The organism is Pseudomonas sp. dw_612, assembly GCF_018449725.1.
In the GTDB taxonomy this organism is placed as follows: Bacteria; Pseudomonadota; Gammaproteobacteria; order Pseudomonadales; family Pseudomonadaceae; genus Aquipseudomonas.
The window spans coordinates 130,388-151,015 of record NZ_JAAVVC010000009.1; the positions used below are offsets into that span (position 1 = coordinate 130,388).

The window sequence follows — 20,628 nt, forward strand, 5'->3', positions numbered from 1 at the left end:
TTGACATTTCAAATATTGACTGCGAGGCCCTCACTCCATGGCTGGATGGAGCTTCGCATCATGATGTGTTTTCCCCGCGCGACGTCCGTCAGTACCTGGCAGACCTCGAGAGCGGCGAGAGGGGAGGTGGTGTTCAAATCATGTGCTCGAATCATCGCTGAGCGATTCAACTCAGCTCGTAGTAGCCCATATCGCAGATTTTGATCCCCGCTCTACGGTCAGGAGTAAAACGCTCCTTGATTATGTAGTAGAGGTCACGAAAAACCGTCTTTGACGTCGCGAAGTAGCTATGCCCTAAACCAAACATGTCCGCGCCAGCCGATGTTACGTCGACGGTGGACAAGCCCCCTATGACTATGGGTGGAGAGGCGTTGCCCGCGCGATTGAACTTATGCAATTTCGTCGAAGCAAGAATTGCTCGATCGGCACGAGAGGCATATAGGGTCACCTGTTCGTACTTTCCAAAAGCTCGTGAAATCTGCTTGAATCTCCCCTCGTCGATATCAGGAGCAGCCAACACAACCTGGCTGATCGGCGTGCTACCTGGTTGGTTTTGCCAACTTTCTAGAACTCCTAGCAGGGCTCGATTGCCCATGCTGTGGGCAACGATGTGAAGGCGGCTCAGCCCTAGCTTTGTCGTGACTTCTGTAAGAAATGTCCGAAGGTGCTCCTGAGCCCATTCTACCGTCGATTCGTCAGCAGGATAATTTTGTACCCCCCCACACGATGACCAGCTGTAGCAGAGCTTTAGTCCGACGAACTTCAGATCATGGTAGATCTGAGCGGCACGCCAGATTGCCTCGTCGAAACTGACGTTAAAACCATGGATGAACAAGAGCCCCTCGCCCTCTTGAATCCTGGCGCTCCTGCACCAGTCAGTGAGTTCCAAGGGAGTTAGTTTATGGATGACGATATGTTTGTTGGGGTCTTCATCGGGAAGCGACCAGAACCTAATTCCGCGCCGAGGCCGCTCTAGCGCGCCTTCTTTGTGCACGTGGGGAATCGAGACGTTTGCAACACCGTAGGTAACTTTATCCTCACCTCTGACATCACCGAATGTCGCACCGCCGTCATCATTGACGTTTAAAAGCCGATCTGTCCCGAAGTGCAGAATATGCGTTGTGAAATGCTCATCAATCTTAAGGGCTAGCTTAGCCGGTGGCAGCTCTGTCTTCGATAGATTAGGTGGCTCAGCGCCTGGCTTGCGCCCATGGATAACCGGGCGTAATTCGTCTCTGAATACACGTCTGACTTGCTGACTACGTGAACTGAAAGGCCTGTCGCGGCCCGCTTTTGACCTTGGTGGTACGACGCTAATGGGTACCCAAATAGGTGCTGGCTTGCCAGTGCTCTCTCGGCGAGGTGGGGATGCAGTCCTTTCAATTGCGTCATGGCTAGCGCGAATGGTCGTAGAGCGCATCACCACGGTACGAAACTGGGCCTTTTTCACGAGTCCCCTCACCGATCCATCTCTGAGAGATTGGCCGTCGAGCATTTCTCTCAAGGTTGTAGCTGCGTCAAGCAAGTCGATTGAGGTGCTACCGATACGAATCGCATCGAATCGCGCATCTGCACTGGGGCTGCGAATGTTTTGCCTCAGGTAATTGGCAAACTCCCCAGTCGGCGATGTCTGCCATGCGATAAACACATTGGTAGAGCTTACGACTCGGTGATGCGGTTTGGTTGTCGAAATATTCTTAACCAGAATCGCAACGGCCAGCTTAAGGTCTTCAGTTGTTCGCATGTTCATCCTTGGCAATCATCGTGGTCTCCGCTCTTTAGGTAAGCTCCAGGCCCCACTTGAGACCCACCACGATTCTACCCGAGCCTTCAATTCTAGGCACAAGCTACCGGCCCCTGCGTAACTGAAGGCGCTACCGTCCGATGTGCCAGTGCGCTGGAGACCATCTGAGCAGACGAATTGTCTTCAAACAGACGGCGGGCTGTTGCCGCTGAGCAATATTAGGGTTGTCGAGCTGTGCTCGTTGACCTTTATGATCATGGCCGGGCGGTGATGGTCGCCTGGCGCCTGTTTCGCGAAGCAATAGCCCATCGTTAACACCCTCCAGTTTTACATCGGCATGTCCCTAACCAGACGCTGCCCGGTGAACAGGCAATCGGTCACCATAGCGTCGTAGGTTTTGGAGCTATTGCCATGTCTGATTTTTCCCCGCTAAGCATTTTCAAATCTCAAGCCAAACAACTTGTTCGTGATCAGGGCCTGAAGCTTTTTGCCGCTCAAGAAACGCTGGCCCAAAAAGCTGGCTTCGCTGATTACCATGAGTTTTCTGTGGTCGACCAACGGAACCCTAAAGACCCGCTTTTGATGGTGGCTGTATTTGGGGTCAAAGACTTCAGCCACGCGATCCATGAAGACGATGTCTACGTCGACTTGGATCAAGAGCTGGAAGATCAGCTATCCGGTGCGATTGCAGAAACCAACGCGAGCGGATTCACGATAGACGCTCTTGAGGTGGATGCTGCTGAATACAACGACACAACCGGGGTGCTGACCTTAGGGATCTCGCTAACCTACCAGGGACAGCAAGACCAAGAGCGGATGTATCACAGCACAGCGTTCTTCCTTATAGCCACGGTCGAGCTACTGCGACGTGATGGTAAGTGGTTGCTCACAGATGAAGGCGTGTCCATCTCCAGCGGTGAATCTGATGCTGATCGCGACCGTAGGTCTGAATGGGAGCATTGGGCCCAAGTCGAAGATGCGGAACATGGCAAGCGCATATCCATGGCCCAAGCCTTGGCGAATGAATTGGTATTCCGGTCGACGACGCAGAGCTTCTGGCTGATGCGGAAGTCACGACTAATGAATCGGATGATGGGCTACCGTACAGCCACTGGATCAATCTGGAGCCTGTAGCCCACGGTGCGCTAAGAGCAGACCTACTTGCGCGATTTGGCTCTCTGGAGTACGAGGTACACGTGAACTTCTTCGACGACATCCGGCCAGACATCTAACGCTGATCAGGAGGTGGCCGGCTTTAAAACGCTGGCCATTCAAAACGCTCTCCGACATACCTAGACTCTCCTGCACAGGCTGAAGGCGAGCTGAACAAGGAGCGAGCTGAAAATTGCCTGCCTGGGTCGAGCCCCTGTGTTCGTCCTACATTACCGATCGGTTATGATCGTCCGAAGGCCATTAGGCCGACGCGGAACACTTCTTGTACCGATCGCTCGGCGGCGGCCGCTGAAGTTGATTGTTGCTATCGCACTTTCGGGCCCAAGGCCCGGCTTAGCCAAGCATCTCCTTAAAGATGGACGCCACATTTCTAGCATCGTCTATCCCTCGGTGATAGGTAGAAGGGCAGCGAAGTTCGACGATTGAGGTATGGGTATGCCTAGACCAGGGACGTAGTGCAAGCGTTGAACGTCGAGCGTCTGACTGGTGGATTGTTAGATGACGTACTGATTTAGCATAAGCCTCTGAGGCACGGCATTAGTGCATAACACGACGACCCATCGTCAGCGTAAACTTGTGTAGACGACCGGCCATTTCCCGCAAACCGACAAGCCACGAGCCTCTCTAGCTTGAGGCCTCAGCGAGTTTACAGACCGCGCCTTTCTCGACTATAAACCTACCTCTAGTGAGGCCTGATCCCAGCACGAATTGCCTGGGACGCGTTAGGCCTCAACCATCTGGATAGGACGATAGGGAATGCCGGCAAAGATTCAAATCACGGAGGCGTACTGCGTAGAGTTGGAAGATATCGTCTCAATCACAGAAGCACGAAGGGCCTTTTTCTCGCAGCCTGAGCCTAGGGCTCGCTTCACGTTTCAGTGTTCGTACTCTGAATGCATGGCTTTGAACAGGCGACCCAGTATCACGGCGGTGAACTATGCAAGCCTGCCACAGGATACCTACCGGGCTGCGCATTTTCGCGACCCTGGTGTGGGTCATGCGCCTGGTTGCCACTGGCAGGGTGAGGAGCCCGCTGTGAGCGATCAAGACCTGGGAGGAGAGGCTACCCACAAGGATCGAGAGGCCAAACGTAAGCTCCATGATTTCATCGATGAGTTCGACCCCACCGCCGTCAAACCGAAGGGTGGAGACGGGCCGTCAATGAATGCTGGATCAGAGCCGGCCCAAGGGCGCGGGCAAGGCCGCAGTGGTGTGGCGAGGGGAAGTTCCTTCTCAAGTAGAAACCGCACTAGCAGCTTCGAGCGGCTCGTCGAGTACTACCGCAACGCGCACAAGGATCTTCCGGCCACCGAGTTCTTCGGCCTGCAGCTGAATGTTACCGGGGAAGGGAAGATGCCGCTTATTTCCTACTTTCCTAACATATCGAAAGCGACGCCAGAGTCACCCAATCGGGTTATCCATGGCGGGTCTCGGCTGGAGCCGCGCAAGGGAAGTGGGTTCATGCTTTGGTTCATCGATCGTGTCGATGGAAAGGGCGTTTACCTGAAGGTCACCAACCAGGAAATGGATGCTTACCGGTTCCGAGGCTTCTTTAACAGCATCCTCGCCCAAGAAGATGCCGACTATTTTCGCGTGTTCGGTCTGGGCCGTCTTGTGCTTTCTGATACCGGGAAAAGCTATAGGCTGGAAATCGAAGGCCTCAATCACCTAACAATTTTTGCGGCGAAAAAGCTACAGTCAAAGCCTGAGGCTCAATCGCTGCCGAGGGTTGAGAGCGGCGTATGAACACGCATATAGGGAGCCCGTATGTTAAATGCATGGCTGCTCTTAAAAAATTTACTATTCGTTAAATTGCGTCGTCTATCAGAACCTGTTGCATGGAATAATGCTAGTGCGAAAGAGTGTTGTAGCACTGTAGAAATTTATAATTGGTGAAGTTATGGATAATGATGTTGAGGTCGCAGTTTCGCGAGCGATAGATATCGTCGAAGAAGTAAGGCGTCACAAAAAATATAATAACAGTTACTCAGGAGGTTTTCCCTCCTCTAAGACTTTGTCGGCAAAGCCGCATGCGCATTTACCTATTATCGTTGAGCAGCTGCAGTTGATAACTGGGTTGTTGCAGAACGGTTCGGAAAAGCCGTATCTACTCGGTATATGGGCAGAAGAGGAAGATCTTGTTAATTTGTTAAATCAGATAGTCAGCGAGGTTTCTGAGCTTGAAGGTGAAATGCGTGAACGGATAGCGACGAATAGTATAAGCTTTGGTCAGACAGTCATTCCAGGTCATACACTATTTACCCTGGCGCGATCTATATCACTGAATTCAACTTACAAAAAAATTGATTTATTAAACCAAAAGGGGATTCTGGAGTCTTTCTCGATAAGCTTTTTGTTAAGGCTCTCCATTGAAAGCAAGCTAAGCACGATGATGGGATTCAAATCGGTGAAGAGCGTTAGTTCCAGTGACGAGGAATTTGTGTCAGATCACTTTCCTGTTGGGCCGGCGTTCAGGTTTTTAAAAGAAAGAGGTGATTCGTATTTTACACTTCCCGTCTCTGTGGCTGAGCTGAAGAAGGTGTACGACTGGAGTTGTCGCTTTGTTCATACTGGACGGAAAGAATATATTTGGATGGCTCTCAAGGCTATTGCGTGTGTAGAGAGACTTTATGAAGGTCATGCCGGCAAAGGTTATCTTGGAGTAAGGATCTCAAATTTTCGAGAGGGGAAGACAGTCGAGCAGCTTCAGGAAGAATTGAATGAGTATTTCCATAATTATAATTCGTCACATGTGGCGTCATTGATATGGGAGCTCAGTGACGATATTTATGATGTGACCAATAATTTTTGGGATGCTCGGAAAAAGTAGCTTGGTTTCTATTTTTTAAATTTTTCATCTCTAAGGTTAATGTTACGCGGATCTGATGCGATAGGTACCCTAAACTAAGCGGTAGAACGGCAACTAAAGGCTTGGCACAGGGTACCCACGGAGTAAGGGAGTTCACTACGGACAGGCAGCACGCAGACACAGCTGATCCTGGTTGTGGAGTTTGGAGACCCTTTTTCGGTTAGGCGATAGCGCTTTACCGCATTACGATGTGCTGAGTGTGAGCATTGGGCTCGCCTGGGCGTGAGGAAAACACATGTTTGGATCTTTGTACGACCCTCGATTTCCGATCCCTGAAATGAAAACCGCCAATGAGTACATCAAGCATCTCGGTTGGTTGGGCAGCCAACTACTAGCACTATGTTGGGCATTAGCGACAATCAACGTGAGCACTTCTGTGCTGATTACCGTTGGCGCCGTTTCTGGGCTATGGCTAGCCTACATCGGTAGAGGGTACCGTCGCGATTATCCCCACATCGCGGCATCACTTTCGAAGATGGGATTGCTTCGACTCTTCGCTAAAGCCTGGCCAGCATTTGGAGCCATTGTAATCGTCTCAGGACTCATCGTGCAGGCATTCACTTGGGAGCAAGTCGGTGAGTTCAAGTCCGGGCTCCTGGGGCTGGCGGCGATCCCTTACGCATCCTGGATTCTGAAGAAATTGATCGGGGAGTGAGGTGCTAGCAACCCGTGAGCGTCAGATAGGAGTTGAATACTGACGCTTAATCTGGACGCTCCTCCGCGTAGGCGATACGACGGCCACCAATGGTAAAACCCACGGAATCCTATCAGGCATAGAGTCCTACGGGTTTGTAGACGCCAGGATCTTTGGCTCCATCTGCTGTGGAGAGGGCACAGAAACCAGCGATTTAGATCTGCTGCCTACCAGCTCTGTTGAGGTGGCTAGAAAAATCTCTTTCTGGGACATTCTAGGACTCGATTTTGCGCTCGTATTGGTACGATGAGTAGTTGCGTGCATTTTCGCCGACCGCTCGATAGGCGCTGTAGTAGCCCCAGGCGAGAATCGCTTCTTCGGGCACCTGGGCCCGGCTCAGCTTAGCTTGGCTCTCATGAGAGCATTTCCTTGACGATGGAAGCCACATTTTTAGCGTCGTCGATCCCTCGATGATAGGTACCCATCCAAACCAAGCCCAACGACTCTACCGTTTGCTTTAGTGATTTCGGTCGATTGTCATACAAACCTGCATGCCATTTCCTGGCATTGAAATGGGGTAAGCCTTCGAGTAGGGAAGGGCACGCAGCAAAACCTGCGTCTCGCTCAAGCTGCCTTGCATCATAGTCACCCCACGATGCCCAAGCAGCGTTCGGATATCGCGCAATAAAGGTTCCCAGCTCCTGGCCAACATCCACATAGGTTCCTGCACTGTCGACGTTCGTTTGTTGGATGGATGTGAGCTTTTTGCAGAAGTCGGTGAGGATGGGATTGATCTGCGGCGAACGAAGCGCTGGAACTCATCGACGATCTCAATCGTTTCCAGATCGATCACCACCAGGCCAACTTCAATCGTTTCCATCTGGGCGGGGACGACTGCAAGCTGCCTTGGTGATTCCGACTCCCCGACCTCATCACAGGTCGCGTCAAGGTCAACGCAATAGAGGTAGCGGTATGGCGCGAGGAGGTTTTGGATTACCAGGGCTCTTGAGAGCTTTGGAATTCCGACTTAAAGCGGATTGCTCGACCACCCTGTATGCTCAACAACAATTTTCAGGCCAAGCAAGGAAGTGTCTATGACACGTCTCGTATGCGGTAAATGTCTGACCGATTCCTTTCTGCAGGGGCAGTTTGACTACCAAGAAATTGATGAGTGCAGTTACTGCGGAGAGGAGAAGGGAGTCGTAGAGTTAAACGAAATTGTCTCAATGTGCGAAGAGGCTCTCCACGCAGCATTTCAATACGTACAGCAACCGGTAGCTGTCGTCCTGTACAATCGAGACCCGATTGGTATGCCCCTACAGGACGTACTGTCTCTGATGCTTGGGTGTTCTGAGGATCTGGTGAATGACCTCGCTAGCGCTCTGCTGGAGGAATGGAGTGATTGGGATGATGACGATCCAAGCTTCATTGAGCAGACCTATGCAACGTCGGAAATGACTTCGGAGTGGGCAAAGATGGAGCGCAGCCTTCACGATGAGGCGCGGTTTGTGAATCCTGAGGCCGTTCGGATCTTGGAGAGGGTATTCGGGCCCATCGAGGAGCTTCATACCACCGACAATTCGTCGCCGATTCTGACTATCGGCCCTGGATTACCCATCCATTCGTTCCAACGCGCCAGAGTTTTTTCAAATGATGGAGATGTAGAGCAAGCATTCAAGCATCCCGAGCGTTCACTTGGCCCACCTCCTGGTGGAATTGGTAAGGCTGGACGGATGAACGCAAAAGGGGTTTCAGTTTTCTATGGTGCTACAAATGACCTGACGGCGATTGCCGAAGTTCGCTCCCCGGTCGGAAGTGTTGTGGTCACCGCTGCTTTCAACGTGATCCGTCCTCTTCGTCTTCTAAATCTTGCCGCCCTGAGCGAAATAAGGCCCGACCGAGCGTTTAGTTATTTTGACCCTGTCCGGGTAGAACAGGCCCAACGGTGTACATTTTTGATGGAGCTTCAGAAGAAACTGCTGATGCCTGTCATGCCTGAACTCGAAGATCGGGGCTACCTCATCACACAGGTGATAGCAGACTTTTTATCAACGCATACTTCGCTGCGCCTAGATGGGATTTATTTTCCTTCTATCCAGGTATCGAATCATGAGGGCGTCACCCCAGGCTACAACGTGATCCTCTTCAGCAAGGCATGCGGGGTACTCAAACACGAATCGAAATATGAGGCCGACCAAGTGAGTCTGTGGGAACACGACGAAGATGGTAGATACTTCCGGCCGGAAATCTGGGGGGGTAAAGGTCAGGAGCATCCGCACCGACGGAGGGGAGACTGGTTCACCCATCAAGGGATGCCACCATCCTATGAGCCTACATTGGAACTCGACCGAAATCGAATCAGTATCCACCGTGTGAAAGGCGTAGTGTATGACGTTGAGCATAGTGACGTTTCTTACTACGCATTCGAGGACAAGTAGGTAGAACATGTGTCACCAGCAAAACCTCAGTCCAGGTTCAACGCAATATGCTGGACGAGTCTCATCGGACTTTTACTCGCGATTACATCGTAAATGATGTCCCGCTCGCTAAGAGGTAACTTCTTGACGATGTTCTTGGCTGCCTGGCGCACGCCATCGTCCGCCCCATGAATGCGCTCTGCCAAAAGCAATATCAGGACAGCTTCAGTTAGAGTCATAATTGACCTTTTCGTTAATCGAGTAATGCTTGCTGCGAGTTGCTGACTGTAGCGGGAACGCTGACTGGATACCTATCCTCGCGGTGCGGAACATGTCTGTGATCCCCCCGCATGGATGGAGTATTCGGCACGACGAGAGGACTATAGAATTACCGCAATCGCTGCAATGGTTTATGCTCCGGAGTACCGAATCCAGATGACGCAGAGAGTATTGAGACTTCCCCGAAATCCGCTGGGCCGTGACTTCGTCGTCGGCGATATTCACTTCAAAACCATCGAACTCCACAAGGGACTTCGTGCGCTCGGCTTTGACTATGCGATTGATCGGGTCATAGCTGTAGGTGATCTGATCGACCGTGGGCCCGGGATGCTAGATGGCCTAAAGCTGCTCGGCGAACCTTGGTTCTTTTGTGTCCAAGGCAATCACGAGCAGATGCTGATAAACGCTTACCGTGAGAACCCACAAGCACGCTACAGCTCCCACGGCGCGGGATGGTGGTCAACTATCGCCGATGAGTCGAAAGGAATGGTGATCGAGAAGCTGGAACAGCTTCCCACCGCCATAGAAATTCAGTCCGCACGTGGCCTGGTCGGTGTCGTTCACGCCGATGTGCCAGCAGGGATTTCTTGGCAGGAGTTCGTTGAGAGCCTAGACAATACTCAGATCGAAGAGATCGCTCTGTGGGGCAGGGAACGGGTCATCAAGCATTATCGTGATGGTGTTCCAGGCATCTGGAGAGTTTGCACGGGACATACGTGGATTCCGAAACCGCTGAGACTGGGGAATTTTCTCGCGCTTGACTGCACGGGAGGAGGGGACGGCCCTTTGGCAATCTACTGTGTCCAAGAAGACACTATCTATGTTGATGGGCGTCCTGTGTCGCTTGATGGCGCAGAGAGTATTTCAGAGCAGCTACAGGAGCTCGAGCACGTCATCAGTCAGCTTAAGACAGAAGTAAATGGCAACAGGTTGATTGAATCGCAGAGCCTTAGCGGTAGGGCTGAAGCCTTGGCCAAGCAAGTGAACTCGTCGTGGATCACAATGAGAGGTCAGGACGCCGAATCTGAGAAGCTCATTAACGCGTTGCACGGGCTTAGCTTCCTTACTGGCGAGCGCAGAGTTGCCAAGCTTGATGAGCTGAAGGCAAAGTACAGTGGAACGCAGACGGAGCAGCTGCTTCAGAGGCTTTTCGGCGCCTGATTTGCTGCTCTGGGAGCTTCACAAAATGGATCTTCAGGATGCTCTCTTCACACAAACCGAAAATATATTCTCCCCGCCCCCTTGAAAGTAAAATTTCAAACCGGAGACCTTATATTTGAAAACAAACAAAAAGCGACGTTCTCCAAAAGTCTCCCGTTTTTTTGGCCTGCCTTGAGCTGTGGGGCAATCGACTCGATTGCCTTGCTGTTGCTCTATAGGCTTGCGCTCCTTTTGCTTTTGATCTTTTGGCTTCTGTTTTCGGTTTTCTCTGCGTTGGAATGCATGATGGAGGGCGGCGAAGCCAGTGTTGTGTATGCTGATCGCACCTTTGCGACGTCAGTCGCGGCTACTTTTTGATTCCAAAAGAAATCATTTTTTTCGAAAAAAGTGGCCATATGCCATTTCTGTTATTAGCAGTCAAACGTCAACATGAATGCGCGTTGGGGCTGCAAGGTTGGACTGATGGCTGCTGTGAATCCTGAGCGTTCCGGCCATTGTTCCAGAGAATGACGCGCACGGTGTTCGAATGCTGAGGCAGTTGGGTTGGCGTATTCGGTACCAGGACATTGATAACCAAATTCAGGTGCGAGCTCCAGTAATCGCGCCAACACGCTCAAGGAATAAGGAACCGAGCACAGATGGGAATCTTCGACTGGCTGTTCAAGAAAAAGATAGTAATCCCACCGAAAGGAAAGGCGATTCAATCCAGCACTCAGACGATAGAGGTATCCAAGCCTTTTTTGAGTGTCAGCTCAATCGGTTACGCTGGGCTCTACAGTCTCTCTAAATCTAGGAAGTGGGCGATTTCTTGGAGAGATTCGGATCCTGTCGCTAGGAGAGGAGGGCATCGTGAAAGCGGTCACGGGGAATATGTCCTAGCGGACTTAGCCGGCGATGTTTTGTCTGCGCATGGACAGATGCAACGACCAAACAATGGCTCAGTTGCCAACAACGGATCGTTCTGCCTTGAAGATTGGCACTTGGGGAGCTCTTTGTCGGGTACCTTCAACGTGTTCGATTGCGCCGGCACTCCAATCGTCACGAAAGAGCTTACAGCCAATATCTTCGGGAGTGGTATCTCAAAAAATGGAAAGCTTGCGTACTGCGCCACTGCTAATAGCAAGACCGAACACGGCTATAAAGTCATGCTGTTCGACCTTGAAACGGGTAAAGAACTGTTTTGTGTGACGCCTGGTACTCAAGGCCTTGAAACCTATATTTTCGATGAAGAGAGGAAGCTCCTGATCGCGGACGTCAAGGGCGTAGGCAAATTCAGGTATGACAGCATCGGCAATTTCGTCGATGGCAATAATCTGGACAAGGCCAATCTCGACCCATCCGACTACAGCCGTATCATCCGTGCAGTTGAAAAGATCCTCGGGAAACAAGATGTATCGGATGAACGTGCCACTGAGGCTCTAGCAGCTGTCATGCGAGCTCGGTCACTCGGTGCTGATTCCAACCCTGCCTGGAAGCCAAATGCATTGAAGGTTCAAGGCCTTGCGCACGAGCTACTCGGGCAGATTCGTCAGGCGATCGAAGTCTATGAGGAGGCAATCACGCTGAACCCAAAAATAGGGGTGAAGCGTCGCCTGGATGCTCTGAAGAAAAGGGTGGGCTAGGCTGTCACGATCACCTCCATCATCGAGCAATGAGGTTCACGCATGGAATGCTTCCGTATTGACGAGAGTGGTTATACGGGCTTTGACCTTCTGAACCACGATCAACCGTTCCAAGGGGCAACGGCGATAGCCATCGATGACAATGAGGCTGCTCGCCTGATTCGCGAGCACTTCCCAAAGCTCCAGGCGCCCGAACTGAAATATCGCGCGCTATCCCGTCGCCCGGGTAACCATCCTCGATTACTGGGACTGATGGGCGATATCCTCAGTCAGTACAAATGCGTAACCCATGTATGCGACAAACGCTTCATGTTGCTCCTGAAGTTTCTCGACTATGCAGTGGAACCCTTTTATTACGAAAGAGGAATCGACTTCTACGCCGACGGCCAGAATTACTCTCTGGCCTCTATCCTCTACTACATCGGCCCGCAATTATTAGGCCGACAACCGATGGTGTACCTAGAGAAAGCGTTCCAAGACGCGATGAAGCTCAAGACCCCCTCCGCGATAGACAATCTCGTTCTGTGCGCCCGCAAAACCCGTTGGCAGGAGTTGCCCGAAGCGATGGGGCCATTGGCCCACTATGCAGCCCCAGAGTGCCTGGGAGCTATCGCCACACCTGGCGTAACCACAGATATCGCTCTGGAAATTGTGATTGCACTGATTTCTCGCATGGAGGTAATGGCGGAGGGCCCTTATCGAGTAGAGCATGACCAGTCGAAAAATCTGCTGACGTACCACGATCTGCTGCAACGGCAGATCAATCATGTTGGCACCGCTGAGTTTCGACAATCACAGCTCGCGAGTATCCGCTTTCCACTCAAGCTGACGTCGGTCATTCAGGTCGACTCTAAGAGTAGCCCTGCCGTGCAGATCGCCGATGTGATGATTGGTGCGGCTATTGAGGCGGCGCAAAGAATTACTGGTCGTATCAGCGATGGTCTTGAGCCGGAAGCAGTGCTAGGACTTTATGCCGATGACCAGCTTATCCATATGCTCCCCTCGTTAGACATTGAGGGCCAGCTCGCATTTCGGAAAGGAACGCAGGCGTCGGTACTGATTGATTACTACGCCAAAAATTTTTCTAGCTAGCGAATCGAAAGGCAAGCCAAATCTGCTTGGCAAAGACGGTTTTTTACTTGAGCTCATCGATCCGTCTAGGTGTCCAGCCGATCCAAAACCTCCGAGATTCTATGAAGGTTTCGGCGGACGTTGAGGTCGCTCCCTTGCAGTTAGCGCGAAGATAACGAAGCCTCTCAGTCGATCAACCCTTGAACTGAATCTCCGGAAATTTGTAATCCTGGCCTCGCTTCCTAGCTACCAAATACCGCTGCACATGCACCGAAATTGCACAAAGCTGGATAGAGGAGAAGCCAGCGAGCTTATTCGCCAAAAGCCCACTATGGATTTCGCCATCACGACCAGTGAGATCTTCGACTCCAACGATTAAGTTGCTTTTCATTTCGGGAAAAGAGCTCGGAAGTCGGTGCATATCAAGGAGTGGGATCTGAGCATCCACAATCATTTGCCACTCTGCTGGATATAGGTCAGGCGTATGCTCATCCAACAGCGAAGCAAACAATGTGAAGACCGCTGAAATGCTGTGTTTGAAAGTATCGTCCGAGCCTGTAGCCAAGCCGTTTGGATCTTTCCTATCTGCCAGAGAGAAAAGGAGGCTCTTAGCTGGTTCGTTGAAATAGATATTGATCGGGTCTTCGCCTTTCATTAGATGTCTCCATGCGGTAGTAACTGCAAACCTGAATCGAATACGGCCAATCTTCAGCTCCCGAAGGAGGACGTAAATGCAGGGGGAGTGTAGCCCCGTTTTTGCTCGTACATTTCAGAAAGCACTGCGCGAGAAATCCTTTGGGAAAACGGCAAAGCAGCAACCAAATGCAAGATGAGCAGCGTCACTGCAAGGTGCTTCAACTGTGGTTTCCTTAGAGCTGAGCGATGTTGAAATGGCCGCTCCTGGAGGGCTGAGCCCAATCAGAAGATATCGTTTAAATTGCTCGGCAAAATCCAAAGAAATGATTGGAGATTTCTGCTCAAATCATTAGGTGCTTCGGGATTCACTCTAGCTCGCTCTCGGATCAAATACCTTGGCCCAATCACGCCTCACCAATTCCGCGCAAACGCCAGGAGCTCCCCCAAAGCATTGCTGGCAAACCTTAAGCATCTCTACCTCTGTACGGTACTGGATCGGGTCACCGGATTCGTCAACCAAAATGCCTTTGGCACCAATCAGCAGTGCATGTCCTGCAACTACGTCATGAGCTGACACCGGATACAGAGATAGTCCACAAACTCCGTCACCAGCAGCGACCTTTGCCAGTCTGTAGGCAATTGATGGCATCGGGTAAAAACCTGCCGGCGCACAGAGTTCGCGATTGGTCTGCGGTTTGTTGCCAGCAGCAGCGCTCACCATGAGCAAGCTCGTGTCCGTAAGCTCCTGCTTTGAGAGGTCTACATAGACGGGGCTTCCATTCCTAATCAAGTGATCCATGCCCTGCGCCCAACTGATGCAGTCGGGGATCCCGCATTGCGTTACTGGAGCATGTACGACGCCCAAAACAGGACGGTTATCATGGAGCAAGCCGACGGATACGGCGGAGCCTTTGAGCCCCTTCAAAAAATCGCTGGTGCCATCATTCGGGTCAACGACCCAACAGAAAGGATATCCGGAAAGAACATGGCCGGTCTCTTCACCCCACCAATCGCAGTCCAGGAGTGCCAGCAGTTCCGCGCGGAGAAGCACTTCGATTTCGACATCAATCTCAGCTTTGTCTCCTGACCCTCTCCGGCCGTCTGGACGCTCGTATTCTTCTGCCAATAGAGCGCCGGCTCGCTCCACTACTGCGATCACTTGTTGGAGAATGTGCTGAAGCCATTGGTTAGTCATGATGACCTTTCGAATTAATTAACGGGGGGATCTGAAACGTCTAGACCAGCGTGCTCCTACCATCTTGCCGAAGCTGCGATTCAAGCCATAGATCGAGCCGGTTGCGTTCTACGCCATCCATTGTATCGAGGGCGCGCCTGAGAAGACTGACCATGTCGGCCAGATCTCGGTCGTCTGGAAACCACTCGGACAGTTCGACGTTGCAATGCTTCGATCGGCCGAACGCCCAAGCAAGAGTCATATCCCCAGCGGCACGGAACTGATTGGCCATGTAGATCTGGTGATCGATCTGCCCGCGCTGCTTTAGCTCTTCGCTAGCATTCATGATACCCGTGTCGCCAAAGTATTTTGACGTGTCGGGATAGTGAATACCCGCAAGAGACACCTTCGCCTGGCCAGTCGTGCTGTTCCAATACTATAGGTAGTGCCACCCGCCGGAAGTCGTGTGAATCCAGGGAAAATTTATGGCCGCCTTGGCAGTGATGTAGTGCAAGTGGGTCACACGTTTCAGATCAACGTCGAAATTACGCATTACTCAATCTCTCCGGTTGCACTGGCGCTGGCTCGTAGGCGTCAAATTCGAAGCAGCACCACCATATAAGTGAGCGCTAGGCGCTGTACGAAATCCCTTGAAATATCGATTCCGGTAGAATCCGTCGCCGTTAACGCCAGAACGCCACAATGGCAAAGCGTTATGAACTCCACGATACAGCTTGGGATTTGGTTGCCGACATCTTCATTAAAACCTGCCGCAGCGGACGCCAGCGAGCCGACGATCGCCTGATGCTCAACGGTGTGCTTTGTGTGCTCTGTTCCGGCGCAGCTTGGCGTGACATGCCGGAGCGTTTCGGCCCTTGGTCGACGGTGTATCTGCGGTTTCGAGAGTGGTGCAATTGCGGCGCTTTCGATCAGATGCTAAGCCGCCTGCACATCCAATTGAACGAGCAAGGCTTGATCGATCTGGAAATCTGGATGATCGATTTCACTGCCATTCGCGCAACCTAAACCTCATCAGGAGCCGACAAAAAAGAGGGCGTGAAGAGCTGCAAAGCACGCAATCGGGCGCAGCCGGGGTGGCCTGACGACCAAGATTCACATGCTGTGCGATGCCAATTGTGTGCGACTCCGTTTCCTGCTTTTCGGCGGACAAGCCAGCAAAATATTTATGCCCAACCGCTGCTGGATGAGGCTTAAACTCCCAATCTACGCGGCCGCCCCCGCGAACGCTGTCGATGATTGCTCGCCGTCAAGGGCTATGACGCTCAAGCGCTGCGCCGTAACTGTGAACGTTATCGGATGCAGCTGCTGATCCCGCTGCGCGACATGAAACGAAAGCCCGCGCAGGGCTTGGCCGGGCAGTTAGATAGACCCCAATACCGACAGCGCAGCATCATTGAGCGCGCGTTCGGGTGGTTGAAAGAAAATCGCCGCATTATTACCCGCGTCGACAAACTCGCAACAAGTTTTGCGGCGAGATGGTCTTGCTGGCTTGTGCTATGCGGTGTTTGCGAGGGTGCTCTTCGTACAGAGCCTAGGTTGCAAAACAGTGCTCTGTACAAACGCGATATCTAAATGATATCGTCAATAGTAGAAATAGTATCAGATTTAATCTTTGATCTTGCAGACAATGATGTTCGTGCTTCCAAGCTGCGCTGTTCAGAAATTTGGATGCGGCGATAAAAGGATTACGTGATGTACGAAAAACCTAGCGAATATCGAAACGGTGCTTTTAAGTGCCGCCACTCCGATTTGACAGATGGAAAATTGTTCGAAGGCCGTCGTTTTGATAACTGTCTGATTTATGCATTAGTAGAAAGTAGCTGGAAAAACGTAAGGCCTTTTTTCATGTACTACATAAAAAACAACGAAAAAATTGGTCTTTGGGTTGGATATATGGCGCACATACATTCCCAGTATGACGAAGTGTCACCGCCTGCTCTCCCCGAGTATCCAGTAGAAAAAATGGGCTCAGACGATGTCACGCTGCTCGAAAGCCGAGAAGAATATCGTGGACTCTCTAAGTCCATTGGAAAATACCAAACCAAACGTCTGTTATTAGATGCGCACGATGTCGCAGCGTTTCATGCATTGAAACCTACTCATCAACTCTATCGCAAGGTTGCCAAGTCCTCATCTTTGTATGGGCTTGTTGAGAATGAAGAAACCTATTTCACTTTTATATCATTAGGTGTGATTCTTGACTCAGATGGCGTAAATTATTATGACCCAATTCATGAGCTTACAACAGATCTCAAAATAAACAATCACTATAAACTTCCATTAAAATTCAACTTCCGCGAAGACAGTAGTCCTCTCCCTACACCCATTAATGTTATTATTGGGGAGAACGGCGTAGGTAAAACTCGCGCTCTTAAGTCGCTATCACGATTGGCTCACGATAATCGTTCTGATGAGTCAGCGCTAGAATCAGGACGAAAGCTACGTATTTCTGTGGTTGTATTCAGCCACGAAACACACCAGTGGGCTCGCATTAGGCGCTCGGGCTTCAAGTATGTCCCCTTGAGCACAACCCGAGCAGACTGGCTGCAGCTAACCCGAACGCTGCAAGAAATCTACCTAATGGATGTCAAGGGTCATCACCTGCGGATACTCCATCTATTAATCGCCAAAATCCTCGATCCTGCCACGCTCTATTTTCGAACTAATGAGGGTGATATAGCCTCCTTCGTCTCGCTGGTGGAAACTCCTCGGGGGTGTAACTTTCTTAACACCTCCATAGAGTGCAAACATCTTGGCCCTGATGGTGAAATATTCGAGCTAAGTTCTGGTCAGCGCGCGATAATCCTTTTTTGTTTCAATTTGGTGCTGAATAGCAATCGACACTCGTTATTGCTCATTGATGAACCGGAAAATCACCTGCACCCACAATTCATCTCGTTGTTCATCCAAGCGCTGCATTCAATGTTGATTGCCAGCGAATCAGTCGCTGTGGTGGCAACTCATTCACCCTTCGTGGTTCGTGAGGTCGACAAGTCTGGTGTGCTGATCCTAAAGGCTGACCAGCGCGGTCTGCCGTGCCTGTATCGGCCAACCTTGCAGACCTTGGGTGGTGACGTTTCCTTGATATCCGACTATGTATTCGAGGACAGTTCGGTCAGGAAGAACTATCAAGAGCGCATCGATCAGCGGATCAATGCGTGCCGCGACATCGAGCAACGCCAAGAGGCACTACGTGCATTCGAGTCTCTCGGTTACGATGCCGCGGCTTACGCGCGTTCTCTGGAGCGCCTCCTTCCATGACGGTCTATATCCAGCGGTTGCGTACCGCCGCCGATGATTTACAGGCTATTCGACACTTTGCTCGCGGAAAGTCACCCAAAGCACCGTTACTTCGAGCCCATTCAAGCAAGCTTTCTGCGTACTTTCGACATTACCCGATCGCAGTGGAAGATCCTGCCTTGTATCTCAATCAAAGGACTCATAGTCGGGCAACTGCAAAAGCATTCCACGATCTTTATGAAAGTTCGTCCGACTGTTTTTCATATATTTCAGAGTTTCGTGATAAAGCACGACTTAATCTTTCCTGCTGCCCCTACTGCGGCATGCCCTCAAATATTACACTGGATCACCATTTACCAAGAAAAAAGACGGCATTCCCAGAATACTCCACACTTTCCTTGAATCTGGTACCTGCGTGCAGTGACTGTCAAAATATAAAGTCCGATTACTATAATGAGAAAATTCGTGCTCGGCGTCGCTTCGCAAGACACCCACGTCCAAAAGCACCTCTTCAGACTGACGATCCCGTACGCGGACTCAAGTGCATGACTGGCAGTCGCCGAAAAGATCGCTTCGTTCTAAAACGGGGCATCAGTACACTGAAAGGTAGCCGGCTCATTCATCCTCTGATTGATAAATTCTTGATGCGCCGAGCCATGTTGGTATTGCCAACAAAACATCCGGAAGAGTTCGTCGTAAAAGCTTTCTCAGGGGTGCGACGTAACGACCGGCGCAATCTGGATTTTCACATTCATAAGCTTCGCTTGTCTTCACGCGCTAATAGCTGTATCAATCGTCATCGCCAGACGTTGCTTACCTCTCTGACATACGGCGGCAAGGTGCCACACGGCGCTGCTTTGCAGAATGATCTTATGCGACTATATCAAGAAGCGGTTGCACGTGCAGCGGGTGCGTGCAACGCCATCGAGCCGACATATCTTTTCGGGCTGTTAACCAACAGGTGGATGCTAGAGGATTTTTTGTCTTATGCGCGGGGTTGGCACAGACCAAACATGTTGGTCGAACAGCCCATATTCCTATGATAAGGGAATTTTAAAAGTCTTGAGACGAAGGCCAGGCAAGGCAATAAAGGAAGAGGACGCGGAGTTTACGAATTGTAAATGAGTATTCTGAGGCTGTTTTCAACACACCATCACAGAGTATCAAGACTATTCGTACAGAACCTAACGGGCGACGTCTCACCAATGTCTCTCGGTCGCAAGTTGTTCCTTGATTTCTGGCACCAAGAACGCGAATAGCCGATTGTATTGGAGGTCTTGGCAGTATGCCGGATCCTTACTTCGCAGCGCTTCTCGAATGATTTTTCGGCGTTTTTCCCATGTTTTTTTCGAGTCCTGAGAGGCCAGCGACGCTGCTTGGTGGAAAGCTTCTAGTGTCCATCCGAAAGGCAGTAGGTAGGCTTTGTAGTAGTCGAATGCGGTATTCGTCACGTTAATTAGGCGGGGCAGGCGGTAGCCAATAGGGCGGCCATATCTTGCGCTGAGAACGATGGATACCGCGCCATGAAATCGGCCCTCATGAAATGAGCGAGGCAGAGAAATCTGGGGTATCGCGAGAGTCATACGTTCCCGCAGTTCGCTCCAGGCCACGTCTGTCTCGGGTTCCTCGCTGGTACCGTGCTCTAGCCAAAAGTCGTGGAATTCTTGGCGAAGTCGGGCAGGAGCGATTGTTTCTTCCAGCTCTTTTCGGCGAGTATCATAGTCGTAGAAATAGACCAGTTGCTGTTCCGTATCGACCGTTAGCTGATAGGAAATACCTCTTCTTCATGCCATTCGTTGAAGATCATCCGACCTTTTAGGGTATGGAGCCGCGTACCAGCAGGTCAGCGCCATACGGTTTGCCTCTCGGGAGCGCTCCAGAGTTCGCTCATTCACAACGAAGACGTTCAGGTTATTGAGGTAGAAAATATCCTGTTCAGCTGTAGGGTGTTCTTGGGGATTGAAGCCCTCGAACACCCACACGATGGCACCACCGTTGACGCGGTAGAACTCTCTTCTGCCTACGATCTCCGTCAGAAAGGTAGTGGATAGCTGAACTTCAAACGCGAACCGCTGCTGCTCCCGGTAAACCTGGACATCCGGCTTGCGCCATCTTGCCCTGTCAGCGATAGGCATTCCGCGCCATACTTTTGCAACCTACGGTTCCGAGCAGGCCGAGTCAGCATACAAACTGTCACGAATAATCCCTTTGAGTCTTAGATGAGCCGCGCTTTCTTTCGCAGCGTTGTACTTCATCCGATTGATCTGATCGGTGCTGAATGCCCCCTTAGTCGAAATTGGGCAGCCCTTGGTGCCTTCTTCATCCGGATGTGACGGAAGAGGAATCGCCGCTGTTTCGTAAGTACGAGCATCACCGCACCGCCGCAGATTCTGCATACCAGCCATGGCTGAATTAGGTCTCGAGCGTAACGGCCGGCGAGTTCGTTCCTATCCTGTATTACGACGACCAAATCTCTCCTTAGAAACGCGTCTACGTCCAAGGGCTCGCCGCTATCGAGGCTTAGGATTTCGCTCAGCAGCATTTGATCCGTAGGCTGGGCTACGTCGTAGGTGAACATCGATCACTC

General features: G+C 51.3%; 17 protein-coding genes and 1 pseudogene. 11 read left to right on the forward strand and 7 right to left on the reverse strand.

The annotated features are described in order from the left end of the window. Positions 1-166 precede the first annotated feature (166 nt). On the reverse strand, positions 167-1,744 hold the full coding sequence (locus HB680_RS16075; RefSeq protein ID WP_213939602.1) for an alpha/beta hydrolase: 1,578 nt from the start codon (positions 1,742-1,744) through the stop codon (positions 167-169). A 411-nt stretch (positions 1,745-2,155) separates the two neighbouring features. Between HB680_RS16075 and HB680_RS16080 the strand changes: the two genes are divergently transcribed. From HB680_RS16080 to HB680_RS16095, 4 genes are all read left to right on the forward strand, one after another. Beyond that, positions 2,156-2,878, forward strand: coding sequence for a hypothetical protein (locus HB680_RS16080; protein ID WP_256735554.1), 723 nt, complete (start codon positions 2,156-2,158; stop codon positions 2,876-2,878). A 1,074-nt stretch (positions 2,879-3,952) separates the two neighbouring features. After that, on the forward strand, positions 3,953-4,663 hold the full coding sequence (locus HB680_RS16085) for an ATPase (RefSeq protein ID WP_256735555.1): 711 nt from the start codon (positions 3,953-3,955) through the stop codon (positions 4,661-4,663). Positions 4,664-4,817: 154 nt separating this feature from the next. Continuing rightward, positions 4,818-5,747: a hypothetical protein gene (locus HB680_RS16090; protein WP_213939604.1), complete on the forward strand. Its 930-nt coding sequence runs from the start codon at positions 4,818-4,820 to the stop codon at positions 5,745-5,747. Between the two features lie 274 nt (positions 5,748-6,021). Then, the gene (locus HB680_RS16095) at positions 6,022-6,441 is read left to right on the forward strand and encodes a hypothetical protein (RefSeq protein WP_213939605.1); all 420 of its coding nucleotides are present in this window, start codon (positions 6,022-6,024) and stop codon (positions 6,439-6,441) included. Positions 6,442-6,833: 392 nt separating this feature from the next. Here HB680_RS16095 and HB680_RS32815 read toward each other — a convergent pair whose 3' ends face one another. Continuing rightward, positions 6,834-7,214 carry a 3'-5' exonuclease gene (locus HB680_RS32815; RefSeq protein ID WP_346657404.1) on the reverse strand — a complete coding sequence of 127 codons (381 nt, stop codon included), beginning with the start codon at positions 7,212-7,214 and terminating at the stop codon, positions 6,834-6,836. Positions 7,215-7,514: 300 nt separating this feature from the next. Between HB680_RS32815 and HB680_RS16105 the strand changes: the two genes are divergently transcribed. Beyond that, the gene (locus HB680_RS16105) at positions 7,515-8,858 is read left to right on the forward strand and encodes an RES family NAD+ phosphorylase (protein ID WP_213939606.1); all 1,344 of its coding nucleotides are present in this window, start codon (positions 7,515-7,517) and stop codon (positions 8,856-8,858) included. A gap of 26 nt (positions 8,859-8,884) precedes the next feature. On the opposite strand, the gene HB680_RS16110 is transcribed toward HB680_RS16105, so the two are convergent. Beyond that, positions 8,885-9,076, reverse strand: coding sequence for a hypothetical protein (locus tag HB680_RS16110; protein WP_213939607.1), 192 nt, complete (start codon positions 9,074-9,076; stop codon positions 8,885-8,887). 196 nt (positions 9,077-9,272) lie between these two features. Between HB680_RS16110 and HB680_RS16115 the strand changes: the two genes are divergently transcribed. The 3 genes from HB680_RS16115 to HB680_RS16125 all read left to right on the forward strand — a co-directional run bounded on the left by HB680_RS16115 (position 9,273) and on the right by HB680_RS16125 (position 12,991). Further along, positions 9,273-10,277, forward strand: a complete 1,005-nt coding sequence (locus HB680_RS16115) for a metallophosphoesterase (protein WP_213939608.1) — start codon at positions 9,273-9,275, stop codon at positions 10,275-10,277. A 638-nt stretch (positions 10,278-10,915) separates the two neighbouring features. Next, positions 10,916-11,899, forward strand: coding sequence for a tetratricopeptide repeat protein (locus HB680_RS32820; protein WP_256735556.1), 984 nt, complete (start codon positions 10,916-10,918; stop codon positions 11,897-11,899). 42 nt (positions 11,900-11,941) lie between these two features. Then, positions 11,942-12,991 (forward strand): DUF3800 domain-containing protein, encoded by a 1,050-nt coding sequence (locus tag HB680_RS16125; protein WP_213939609.1) that lies wholly within the window; start codon positions 11,942-11,944, stop codon positions 12,989-12,991. A gap of 172 nt (positions 12,992-13,163) precedes the next feature. Here the strand turns inward: HB680_RS16125 and HB680_RS16130 are convergent, their stop codons facing one another. The 3 genes from HB680_RS16130 to HB680_RS32825 all read right to left on the reverse strand — a co-directional run bounded on the left by HB680_RS16130 (position 13,164) and on the right by HB680_RS32825 (position 15,126). Continuing rightward, positions 13,164-13,625, reverse strand: coding sequence for a hypothetical protein (locus HB680_RS16130; RefSeq protein ID WP_177016850.1), 462 nt, complete (start codon positions 13,623-13,625; stop codon positions 13,164-13,166). Between the two features lie 351 nt (positions 13,626-13,976). Further along, complete coding sequence (locus HB680_RS16135) at positions 13,977-14,801, reverse strand: inositol monophosphatase family protein (protein ID WP_191951199.1); 825 nt, start codon at positions 14,799-14,801, stop codon at positions 13,977-13,979. 40 nt (positions 14,802-14,841) lie between these two features. Further along, entirely contained in the window at positions 14,842-15,126 is a 285-nt protein-coding gene (locus HB680_RS32825; protein ID WP_256735557.1) for a hypothetical protein, read from the reverse strand. Between the two features lie 356 nt (positions 15,127-15,482). On the opposite strand from HB680_RS32825, the pseudogene HB680_RS16145 reads away from it, so the two are divergent. The 3 genes and pseudogenes from HB680_RS16145 to HB680_RS16155 all read left to right on the forward strand — a co-directional run bounded on the left by HB680_RS16145 (position 15,483) and on the right by HB680_RS16155 (position 19,084). Continuing rightward, positions 15,483-16,336, forward strand: a pseudogene (locus tag HB680_RS16145) (IS5 family transposase). 157 nt (positions 16,337-16,493) lie between these two features. Next, positions 16,494-18,062, forward strand: a complete 1,569-nt coding sequence (locus HB680_RS16150; RefSeq protein ID WP_213939610.1) for an AAA family ATPase — start codon at positions 16,494-16,496, stop codon at positions 18,060-18,062. Beyond that, positions 18,059-19,084, forward strand: coding sequence for an HNH endonuclease signature motif containing protein (locus HB680_RS16155; protein ID WP_213939611.1), 1,026 nt, complete (start codon positions 18,059-18,061; stop codon positions 19,082-19,084). Before HB680_RS16150 ends, HB680_RS16155 begins: the two co-directional genes overlap by 4 nt. A 741-nt stretch (positions 19,085-19,825) precedes the next feature. Here the strand turns inward: HB680_RS16155 and HB680_RS16160 are convergent. Continuing rightward, positions 19,826-20,176 (reverse strand): DUF6035 family protein, encoded by a 351-nt coding sequence (locus tag HB680_RS16160; RefSeq protein ID WP_191951202.1) that lies wholly within the window; start codon positions 20,174-20,176, stop codon positions 19,826-19,828. Between the last annotated feature and the right edge of the window lie 452 nt (positions 20,177-20,628).